Genomic DNA, 11,239 nt, shown 5'->3' with positions numbered 1-11,239 from the left:
GTTTGATATGTAATTGCGCACTGCCGGACCGGTACAAAACACAGCAAGTATGGAAGCAGGATCATTAGTACGTTTAAAATGATCGTAATACATTATCCAAACTAAAAACGCCCCAATGCAGGCGCCTGTAAACTGGGCTATAATGTAAGGCACAACACTTGCCCATGCAAATTTACCGGCAATGGCCAGTGCAATGGTTACAGCAGGGTTAAGATGCGCGCCGCTGTACGGACCGGCCACTACTACACCAACAAAAACAGCCAGACCCCAGGCAGTGGTAATCACCATCCAGCCGCTGTTATTGCCCTTAGTATCTTTCAAAACTACGTTGGCTACAACGCCATCGCCTAATAATATCATTAGCATGGTGCCAATTAGTTCGGCTACAAATGGAGACATGTTTAAATGTTTAAATTATGAATATTAATTTGATACAGGATTGCCGTTGTTTGACCAGCATTGGGCAGTGCTTACTGCCCGTTTCCAGCCATCTATTCCTTTTTTTACATCCTCAAGATCATCCTGGGGTGCAAATGTGGTTTCAACCGCCCATAACTGCTGAATTTCTGCAATATCTTTCCAGTACCCAACAGCAAGGCCGGCCATATAAGCAACACCAAGCGCGGTGGTTTCAACAACGCCGGGCCTTATCACCCTGCAGTTTAAAACATCCGATTGAAATTGCATCAGCAGGTTATTGGCTGTGGCCCCGCCGTCTACACGTAACTCTTTGATCTCCATTCCCGCATCAGCCTCCATTGCCTTAAGCACATCCATGGTTTGATAAGCTATTGATGCCAGTGCCGCCCGGGAAATATGAGCAGCCGTAGCGCCGCGGGTTAGCCCAACTATGGTTCCTCGCGCTTCGGCGTCCCAGTATGGTGCCCCCAAACCTGCAAATGCCGGTACAAAGTAAACGCCGGCGGTATCTTCTACCGATGTAGCCAGTCTTTCAACGTCTGCCGATGTTTTTATAATGCCCAGGCCGTCGCGTAGCCATTGAACAACGGCACCGCCTATAAAGATGCTGCCTTCAAAGGCATAAGTAATTTCGTCGTTAATTTTCCAGGCTATGGTGGTTAACAGGTTATTTTTCGACTGGATAAACTCATGCCCGATATTCATCAGCATAAAACAACCGGTCCCGTAGGTGTTTTTAACCATCGCTTTATCAATGCACATTTGCCCGAACAATGCGGCATGCTGGTCGCCCGCTATCCCGGCTATCGGGATCTTATGAGCAAACACACTGCCTGATGTCTCCCCAAAATTTGGCTCGATTGTTTTACTTCCGGCAGCATACTTTTGGGGATGTTAAACAGCTGCAGCAGTTCCTCGTCCCATTCCTGGGTGCGAATGTTGAACAACATAGTACGGCTTGCATTGGTTACATCAGTTGCATGTACTTCGCCGTTGGTAAATTTCCAAACCAACCAGCTATCCACCGTGCCAAAGGCAAGTTTGCCTGCTTCGGCTTGCTCCCGCGCGCCATCTACATTATCCAGGATCCATTTTATTTTTGAGCCGGAAAAATAGGCATCAATGATCAGTCCCGTTTTTTCGCGAATGGCATCGCTGTGGCCATTTTGTTTAAGCCCTTCACAAAAGTCGGCAGTGCGCCTGTCCTGCCAAACAATGGCATTGTATACAGGTTCGCCGGTTTTACGGTTCCATACAATAGTTGTTTCGCGCTGGTTAGTAATGCCAATTGCTTTAATATTAGAGCCGCTTAACCCGGCTTTTACCGTTACTTCAACAGCTACAGCTATCTGTCCCGACCAAATTTCTTTAGGGTCATGTTCCACCCATCCGGGCTTGGGAAAATACTGGGTAAATTCTTTTTGTGCCAATGCGATTACCTTGCCGGCATGATCAAAAATTATGGCGCGTGAACTGGTAGTTCCCTGGTCAAGGGCTAAAATATATTCCTGCATAATATGGTTTTGGTTAACCTTGGTTTATTTAATGAATATCAGATTAATATTAGTTATTTTAAAACAGATGATAACACATAATTTTTTGCCGTTTGATAAAATGCTTCAACTTGTTCTTTCTCCCAGGCTGCATCTTTTTTAAGTTCGGCGGCCATCAGGCGGGCTACTTCGGGGGCCATTTCTATAGCCAAACGGGCGTTTAAGAATAGTATACGGGTACGACGGGCCAGTATATCTTCAACGGTGCGGGCCATTTCATTTCTTACCGACCAGATCACTTCACCTTTAGTATAGCTATCTTTTGCATGGACACGATTTTTCCAGTCTGGATTTTCATCGCATAAAGCCAAAATTTTTTCAATATCGGCACCATAAACAAACAAATGGTTGTTCCGATCAGGATTAGGGCGACTGCCATGAATAGGCAACTCAGCAGTTTTGCAAGGCATACTTTTGAGCCCTCCGGTTTCAATGGCCTTGTCAACAATATCCTCGCCCATTTTACGGTAGGTGGTCCACTTTCCGCCAGTCATGGTAAGCAGGCCGGATTCGGACACTATCAACTTATGGCTCCGTGATATTTCCTTGGTCTTTGACGATCCATTTTGCGGCGCGGCAAGCGGCCTTAGCCCTGCAAATACACTGAGGACATCCTGGCGGGTTGGTGCTTTGACCATGTATTTTCCTGCCGTACGTAAAATAAACTCTACCTCAGCATCTAAGGCTACAGGTTCCAAGCTGGGATATTCTATAGGTGTATCGGTGGTACCAACAAGTAATTTACCATGCCATGGCACAGCGAACAACACTCTTCCATCTTCGGTTTTAGGAATCATAAGCGCATCCTCTGACGGTAAAAATGAGCGGTCGAGCACAAGGTGTACACCTTGGCTTGGCCTAACCAGCGGTTTTTTATCCGGAGCATCCATTTTAAGTATATCATCTACAAATACGCCGGTGGCGTTAACGATAACTACGGCCTTTAATTGATAATTTTCGCCGGTTTCAATGTTACTGGCCGTTACACCGGAAAGGTGCCCATCGCTGTTTTTAAGTAAGCCTGTTACCTTAAAATAGTTAAGCAGGGTAGCGCCTTGCTCCATAGCGGTTTGTGCCAAGTTAACGGCCAGCCTCGAATCATCAAATTGCCCGTCATAATATACTACGCCCCCGTGCAGGCCTTTTTCTTTTAAGCCGGGCAGGCGATTCAAAGTTTCTTTTTTTGACAGATGCTTTGCGCGGCCAAAGCTCAGTTTACCGGCCAGAATATCATAAACGGTTAAGCCAATGATATAAAAAAGACCTCCCCACCAGTTATAATTTGGGATGATAAAACTTTCCTTTTTTACAAGGTGTGGTGCATTTTTTAAAAGCAGCCCTCTTTCACGCAAAGCCTCACGAACCAGGCCGATATAACCCTGTGCCAGATAGCGCACCCCGCCATGAACCAGCTTGGTTGCCCTGCTGGAAGTTCCCTTAGCAAAATCGGCTTGTTCCAGCAGTAATGTCGAGTACCCCCGCGAAGCAGCATCAACAGCGGCACCAAGGCCGGTAGCGCCGCCACCTACAATGATCAGGTCCCAGGTTTTACTGGTATTGGCTATATTTAGCAGGTTGCTCTCTCTTTTGAATAGGTTCAATTTATTTCAAAATATTTTGATATGTATCAAATATATCAAAAGGTGTAGATTGTTTCATCGCCAAAATATAATGGTATCAAAATAATAATACTGATGATATGTGATAACAACATTTGCTGAAGAAGCGATGTAAAAACCACTACCCCTTCCATTTCTAAAACATTAGTTCTACATTGCATTAACCAATTCAAGCTGTAACTTGTTATGAAAAGAAAAACCTTTATCCGGCTGGGTGCTACCTTTGTTACAAGTCCATTACTAGCACCGCTTAATTCCTGGGCACAAGCACCAAAGCTCCAAAATTGGGCGGGAAACCTTACTTTCAGCACAGGCAATGTACAATATCCAAAGTCGGTGGCCGAGGTACAGCAACTTGTTAAAAAGCACCCCAAACTTAAAACGCTGGGAACGAGACATTGCTTTAACAATATCGCCGATAGCAAGAATGACCTGGTCTCTACCCGTGACCTGAATAAAGTAGTTTCTTTAGATAGAAAAGCGAAAACAGTTATAGTAGGAGGCGGCATTAAATACGGCGAACTGGCCCCCTATCTGCACACGCAGGGTTTTGCCTTACATAACCTGGCCTCGCTGCCGCATATTTCGGTTGCGGGTTCTATTACAACCGCTACGCATGGCTCTGGTATCAAAAACGGTAACCTCGCAAGTTCTGTTAGCGGTTTGGAGATGGTAATTGCAGATGGTTCGGTAGTGCACTTCTCAAAAGCAAATAACGCGGCAAAACTTAATGCTGTGGTTGTTGGGTTGGGTGCTATTGGAGTAATTACAAAAGTTACGTTAGATCTTATCCCCACCTTTATGGTAAGGCAAAGGGTGTTTACAAATATGCCTTTAGCACAGGTAAAGCATAATTTTGAAAAGATCGTTTCAGCCGGTTATAGCGTAAGCCTTTTTACCGATTGGCAGAACGAGAACGTAAGCGAGGTTTGGATAAAAAGCCGTGTAGATACCGAAAAAGACCATACGGAAGCGGAGTTTTACGGCGCTAAGGCAGCCACTAAGAACCTGCACCCTGTTATAGCACAACCAGCAGAGAAATGTACCGACCAGATGGGCGTTCCCGGCGTTTGGTATGAGCGTTTACCGCATTTTAAAATGGGGTTTACGCCCAGTACCGGTAAAGAGCTGCAATCCGAATTTTTCGTGCCCCTTCATCACGCGGTGGAGGCCATTTCGGCTATATCAAAATTAAGCAAGCAAATAGGTCCGCATTTATTTATTACCGAGATACGTACAATAGCCGCAGATAACTTATGGATGAGCCCCTGCTATAACCAAACATCGGTTACCATACATTTTACCTGGAAGCCGGAAACCGCCGCGGTAATGAAGTTATTGCCCATCATCGAAAAAGAGCTCGCGCCATTTAATGTGCGCCCGCACTGGGGCAAAATGTTTACCATCGCGCCAAAAGTTTTGGCATCTCGGTACGAGAAACTGGCTAACTTTAAAAAACTCGTTGCCACTTACGACCCGAAGGGCAAGTTCCGTAATGCGTTCTTAGACAGAAACTTGTACGGAATTATTTAGGCCTTATCCCCGGGATTCACAGCTATGTACTCTTACCGTCGAGCAATATTTCATCGCTCCTATTTGCTTGCGCAAATGCTGCATTTATTCAACACGAACCATTGCAAGCATTTCACCTTTAGGAAGCTCCCGTGATATATAATGAAGACTAAGCTCGTGCATGGCATTATTCTTTTCCAACTGCAATAGCACTTTTACCGCTATCGCCATACTTAAATCGGAACCTGTTGCATCAGCAAACACCCATTTCTTCACTGTATTTCCCTTCTCATCCTTTAGGATAATGTTCCTGTTTGTGCCGGCCCCCTCCTTTATTGTGCAATGTTTGTATTTGATATGCAGTTGATCGTCAGAATTTGCTTTATGCAATTTCAATACCCTTAAATTCAATGGCTGGTTCACCGCCTGCTTTAGAATAAGTTTATTATTCAGATAAATCTCGTAACTATCCAATCCAAAATTATTGGTGAAACCAAATAATGTGAAGGATAGTGCAATCAGCGTAAATAACCTAATAAACGCCTGACCAAATGTGATGTGTTTCATAATTTAAAATTTTAAGTAAAAATTCCGGATTATTTCCTGACAACAATAGTACACGAAAGGGAAATGAAGCAGAAAATTAGTAGACGAACGGCCGTAATAATAGACATGCGACATTAAGATTTAACTTTTTATTTTTTAAAACTGGTTATCACGTAGAGCTGGACGATCAGGCAGTTAGCTCAAAATACATCAAGCATCTGACTTCTTGATCACCTAATGTTTTTATGGAGATAACCGCCTATATCATTCTGATTATAAAATTTATAAATTTTAAATTACGAAATTCGCAATGAAAATCTATCAGCTCGATAAGGTTCTGTATTGGATACAGAACTTATTTTTTGAGTATACTTGCAGGGCTTATCACCGCAATTTTATATGTCTGCTACTTCATCCGACCTGGTCAAACTGGCTACTGTTTATATCAGTTTAAAAGAGAGCCGCCGGACTTTACGGGGTCGGTGCCCATTTCACCGTGATGCCGGGGAATCGCTGATGATCTCACCGGAAAAGAATATTTTTAAATGTTTTGGCTGCGGAAAAGAAGGCGGACCTGCCGAGTTTAAACTGGCCATGGAACAGTTAATTAAATCATGAGTTATTTCAAGGAACTTATAGCTTTACTGGCGGCCGAGCGTTCTGCTGATGAAGCGGCGTTTACCAGCCTCACCTCGGGCACAGGCGCGGCGCAACGGCGCACTTTGGGGCTATGTTGGTACCCTATCGCTATACGGAACACTGAACCGGTACGCGGCGATTACTTGAGTGTTGAGGTAGAGCGAACCACGCATAAAAATCTTGCGCACCAATTGCGCTTCGGTAGTTCGGTGGCGCTATTTTCAAATCATGATAATAATGACCGGGTGAACGGGACGATAACCTTTATCGGCGGCGACCGGTTGAAGGTAACCTTGCTTACGGAAGAGTTGCCGGATTGGGCAAGCGACGGAAAACTGGGGATAGATCTGCTGTTTGATGCTTATAGCTATGACGAGATGCGGAACGCCCTAAAAAAGGCGGAGCAAACTGATTCGCATCTGATTAGGGTGCTTACCGGAAGTGAAAATCCAGCTTTTGTTCCCACCGATTACACCAATTCGAATCTCAACAGCTCGCAACAAACTGCGGTCAAAAATATATTAGGCGCACAGGATCTGGCGATTGTGCATGGCCCGCCCGGCACGGGGAAAACCACCACGCTGGTGGCGGCAATAAATGCGTTGATAGCACAAGGCGAGCCACAAATTTTAGTAGTAGCGCCCAGTAATACGGCAGTGGATCTGTTAAGCGAGAAGCTATCGGAAACCGGATTAAATGTATTACGGATAGGTAACCCTGTACGCGTGACCGAACGTTTGCAGAAACTGACCCTTGACAGCCGTATGGCCGAACACGGACAGATGAAGGAAGTCAAAAAGCTCAAAAAGATGGCTGCTGAGTTCAAGAATATGGCGCATAAATATAAGCGAAGCTTTGGCAAAGCCGAACGTGATCAACGCAAAGCCTTATTTAATGAAGCGCACCGCATTATGCGGGATGTTGCCAAAATTGAAGAGTTTGTTGCCGAAGATGTGATCAGCAAAGCGCAGGTGATAACAGCAACGCTGGTTGGTGCTGATCATTATACCATTAAGGACCTTACCTTTAAAACCGTGATAATGGACGAAGCCGGGCAGGCATTGGAACCAGCCGCCTGGATACCCATTTTAAAAGCACAGCGCGTTATTTTAGCCGGCGACCACCTCCAATTGCCACCGACGGTGAAATTGCAGCGGAGCGGCTTGGCCACTACCCTGCTGGAAAAATGCGTAGCCCTGCACCCGGAAGCAGTAACATTGCTCGAAGAACAATACCGGATGAATACCCAGATCATGGGCTTTTCGTCTTTAAAGTTTTACAATAATAAACTCACGGCACATCCGCTGGTTGCCAGCCGTTTATTAAATCCGGAAGATAAACCTTTTACCTTTATAGATACTGCCGGTGCCGGTTACGAAGAACAAGCCGAAGGTACCAGTACCGCCAACCCCGAAGAAGCTGCTTTCGTGGTGCGACATATCGTTGCGATGGACTATAGCAATGTGAGTGTCGCAGTCATCGCGCCTTATAAAGAACAAGTTGGCTTGTTGAAGGCTTTACTTTTGGAGACGGCTGTTGAAGTGAATACGGTGGATGGTTTTCAAGGCCAGGAACGCGACGTGGTCTATATCTCACTAACGCGTAGTAATAGTGACGGCACTATCGGTTTCCTGTCAGATTACCGCCGGATGAACGTAGCTATGACGCGTGCCAAGCTCAAACTGGTACTGGTTGGAGATAGCGCAACGCTTGCACAAACACCATTCTATGCAGAACTGATCGCCTATGTGGAAGGCCTCGGTGGTTATGAAAGTGTTTGGGAATATTAATCAGAGTCAAACCAGCACATGCTTTTGTATGAACATATTAGGCATAGCTATCTGTTTATAATAACCTTTAGCCACCTCATAATAAGGCTGTGACTTGTCAGTGTCATTGACAACTTCATCCTTCTCTTTAACAAATTAGGGCTAAACCCTTGCATTCTTTTGTACGAACATATTATAGCGATTAAGCTATCTTTTAACTATGTTTGCCTATTGAATCTTTATTGGCAATACTCTCGCACAGGGGCATTGTTTAATCAGCATAAAGAATTGACCCGATCTTAAAACCATTGTAATACTTAATACCTAAGAATGAAAAAAAGACTTTTAATGATCTGCTTGTTCACTCATGCTATAGTTGCATCCTCTTTTTCTCAACAAAAAAAGACAATTTGGCATGTAGGTAAAGCGGATAACTCAGCATCAGAATTTGCACTTGCCCCAAACGGATTTAAAAAATTTGTGGCTAATGACTTCGGCTACGAGGACAAGTTTTTTTTAATTGGGCATTCTAAAGAAAAAAAAGACTTCCCATATGTAATTCCTGGCCCTGTTGATACCTGGGGTGGCACCTGGCCAACTGCAGGATGGAGAACTAATGAGGTAAATATCTTATTTGGGATTCAGGCTTTACCGGCAAAGGGCGATTACAAATTGGTTATTAAACTAAGGGATTATGCAAAAAAGTTTCTCCCTCTTATTAAAGTAAGCGTTAACAACCAGGATGAAAAAATACAATTAACAGCCGTTGGATATGATATAAATAAGCAACCCCAACCCAAACTAAATGAACCATTTATTGACACGGCTTCTCTACTCGGAAATTTATCATCGGCAACTCCGAAAACAATAGAAATTCCTGTTAATCAGGATGTTATCAGGAAAGGTGGAAACAATGTAATGATAACTGTAGTACAGGGTTCATGGATAATGTTTGACGAGGTACGCCTGGAGGGGCCATCACAAGTGGTTTTAAAAACACCGGGTCAAATGTTTGTCAACGAAGTAAAAGCCGCTGACTATGAATTGGAAACTAATGGTAAAAAAGCACAGCCTTTACTGGTAAGTGCAAGGCATTTAAAAGGTTCGCCTAAGATAAGTGTTGAACTGGATAGTAAAATAATTTTTAATACGACAGTAGAAAAGGGAAATTATGATTTGGAAGCTTTAATGCCGGCTGTAACAAGTTCCCGAAAAAGCCGATATAAAATACTTGAAAACGGAAAGGTTATTGAAGAGGGTATTGTAAGCAGATCAAAACAAAGGTTACAAACACCTGCTGATTATATTGATACCCGTATAGGAACGGCCCACTCCCGCTGGATGATCGCCCCCGGCCCGTGGATGCCCTTTAGTATGGTAAAAATGAGTCCTGATAACCAAAATTCAGGCTGGCAGGCCGGTTATCAGCCAACATATGAAAGCGTGGGTACATTCAGTCATATCCACGAATGGACTATGGGCGGACTTGGCATTTTTGCATCAAACGGAAAATTAAAAACAAATATCGGGGATGAGATCAAGCCCGGCTCGGGCTATCGTTCTGCTATAGATAAAAAAGGAGAAGAGGCGCCCATAGGCTATTACAAAGTGCAGCTTACCGATTATAATATTAAAGCGGAAGTTACTGCCACTACCCGCTGCGGATTTGAGCGGTTCACTTTTCCAACCGACCGGGATAGTGCCCGCATATTGGTTGATTTGCATATCCCATCAGAATACGATTATAAGCTAAAAGAGATTAAACTTAAAAAGATAAATAATTACAGAATAGAGGGTTCGGCGCACCAGCTTTCTACGAATGTTTGGAGTACTGATGCCTCGCAGGATTACACCGTTTATTTTGTTCTTGAGTTTGACAAGCCAATAAAAAACATTGGAGGCTGGATAAACGATAAGATCCAATACGGTGATACATTTGAAGCCAGCGATATTAAAAACGCCGGCTTATTTTTACAGTTTGATGCAAAAACCAACCCGGTAGTACAGGTGCGATCCGGAATCTCGTTAGTAAGCATTGATAATGCAGATCTGAACTTAAAAACAGAAATAACAAAACCTTTCGGGTGGAGTTTTAACGCTGTAAGGCAAAATCAGGTAAATACCTGGAACGATATATTTAACCGGGTTAAAATAAGCACCACAAACAGGTTAGATAAAGTACGTTTTTATAACTCTATGTACAGGTCAGTTTGCAGCCGCAATACCTGGAGCGATATCAACGGCGAGTGGCGTGGAACAGATGGGAAAATGCAACAATTAAAAAACAAAGATGATGTTGCCCTGGGGTGTGATGCTTTTTGGAATACCTTTTGGAACCTTAATCAGGTATGGAACCTGATAACGCCCGAATGGAGTAACAGATGGGTTAACTCGCAGTTATCGATGTATGATGCCTACGGTTGGCTTGCAAAAGGCCCTGCAGGGATGAATTATATCCCGGTTATGGTTGGTGAACATGAGATTCCTCAAATGGTGGCTGCATATCAGATGGGGATCCGTGGCTTTGATGCTAATAAAGTGTTGAAAGCTGCTGTAAAAATGCAAACAACACCCGCGCAAAAAGTATTTAGCGGTTTTGCGGGGAACCGGGATTTGGTTGAATATGAAAAACACAAGTATGTCCCGTCTGACAAAGGCCGTTTTTCAAATACAATGGAATATTCTTATGACGATTGGACCGTTGGGCAGTTGGCTAAATCTTTAGGGCAAACAGATGTATATAACAAATTTAATGCCCGTGGTTATTGGTGGCGGAACACAATTGATAGTGCCGGATACTCACATATGAAACTGAGCAACGGGGAGTGGACAAAAAATTTCGACCCTTTTCGCAGTGGCGCTAATGAACATTATGTTGAAGGCAATGCATGGCAATTAACGTTCTTTGTTCCGCAAGATGTACCGGCGTTGGTTAAGACGATTGGGAAAAAGAAATTTATTGACAGGTTAGAGTGGGGCTTTAAGGAAAGCGAACCTTGGCGCTATAATGGCATGAATGATCAATATTGGGACTACCCAGTTGTACAGGGAAACCAGCAATCTATGCACTTTGCGTTCTTGTTTAATTGGGCCGGTAAACCCTGGTCAACTCAAAAATGGAGCCGTTCCATACTAGACCGCTTTTATGGTTATGGTGTAGGGAATGCTTATTTAGGAGATG

Annotated in this window: 7 protein-coding genes and 1 pseudogene; 4 read left to right on the top strand and 4 right to left on the bottom strand. The window is 43.9% G+C overall.

The window, feature by feature from the left end; genetic code table 11:
- The 3 genes and pseudogenes from JWQ85_RS00785 to JWQ85_RS00775 all read right to left on the bottom strand — a co-directional run.
- On the bottom strand, positions 1 to 399 hold a 399-nt coding region (locus JWQ85_RS00785), incomplete at its 3' end, for an MIP/aquaporin family protein (RefSeq protein ID WP_299462446.1).
- 24 nt (positions 400 to 423) lie between these two features.
- Positions 424 to 1,934, bottom strand: a pseudogene (glpK, locus tag JWQ85_RS00780) (glycerol kinase GlpK).
- Positions 1,935 to 1,987: 53 nt separating this feature from the next.
- Positions 1,988 to 3,574 (bottom strand): glycerol-3-phosphate dehydrogenase/oxidase, encoded by a 1,587-nt coding sequence (locus JWQ85_RS00775; RefSeq protein ID WP_299462443.1) that lies wholly within the window; start codon positions 3,572 to 3,574, stop codon positions 1,988 to 1,990.
- Positions 3,575 to 3,778: 204 nt separating this feature from the next.
- Here JWQ85_RS00775 and JWQ85_RS00770 point away from each other — a divergent pair, with 204 nt between their 5' ends.
- The gene (locus JWQ85_RS00770) at positions 3,779 to 5,125 is read left to right on the top strand and encodes a D-arabinono-1,4-lactone oxidase (RefSeq protein ID WP_299462440.1); all 1,347 of its coding nucleotides are present in this window, start codon (positions 3,779 to 3,781) and stop codon (positions 5,123 to 5,125) included.
- Between the two features lie 84 nt (positions 5,126 to 5,209).
- Here JWQ85_RS00770 and JWQ85_RS00765 read toward each other — a convergent pair whose 3' ends face one another.
- Positions 5,210 to 5,671, bottom strand: a complete 462-nt coding sequence (locus JWQ85_RS00765; RefSeq protein ID WP_299462437.1) for a hypothetical protein — start codon at positions 5,669 to 5,671, stop codon at positions 5,210 to 5,212.
- Between the two features lie 378 nt (positions 5,672 to 6,049).
- On the opposite strand from JWQ85_RS00765, the gene JWQ85_RS00760 reads away from it, so the two are divergent.
- From JWQ85_RS00760 to JWQ85_RS00750, 3 genes are all read left to right on the top strand, one after another.
- Positions 6,050 to 6,268, top strand: a complete 219-nt coding sequence (locus JWQ85_RS00760; RefSeq protein WP_256537343.1) for a CHC2 zinc finger domain-containing protein — start codon at positions 6,050 to 6,052, stop codon at positions 6,266 to 6,268.
- Between the two features lie 164 nt (positions 6,269 to 6,432).
- Positions 6,433 to 8,079, top strand: a complete 1,647-nt coding sequence (locus JWQ85_RS00755; RefSeq protein ID WP_367186172.1) for an AAA domain-containing protein — start codon at positions 6,433 to 6,435, stop codon at positions 8,077 to 8,079.
- Positions 8,080 to 8,388: 309 nt separating this feature from the next.
- Positions 8,389 to 11,239 (top strand): GH92 family glycosyl hydrolase (locus JWQ85_RS00750; protein WP_299462424.1); only part of this gene is annotated, 2,851 nt, incomplete at its 3' end.

The organism is Mucilaginibacter sp., from assembly GCF_028288105.1.
In the GTDB taxonomy this organism is placed as follows: domain Bacteria; phylum Bacteroidota; class Bacteroidia; order Sphingobacteriales; family Sphingobacteriaceae; genus Mucilaginibacter.
The sequence above is the reverse complement of the archived record's forward strand: the minus strand, read 5'-3'. Positions and strand labels throughout refer to the sequence as shown.

What these genes read in the sequence shown, in the direction of transcription:
- JWQ85_RS00760 (WP_256537343.1), top strand. Translation starts at nt 6,050, where the DNA reads ATGTCTGCTACTTCATCCGACCTGGTCAAACTGGCTACTGTTTATATC.
- JWQ85_RS00770 (WP_299462440.1), top strand. Translation starts at nt 3,779, where the DNA reads ATGAAAAGAAAAACCTTTATCCGGCTGGGTGCTACCTTTGTTACAAGT.
- JWQ85_RS00765 (WP_299462437.1), bottom strand. Translation starts at nt 5,671, where the DNA reads ATGAAACACATCACATTTGGTCAGGCGTTTATTAGGTTATTTACGCTG.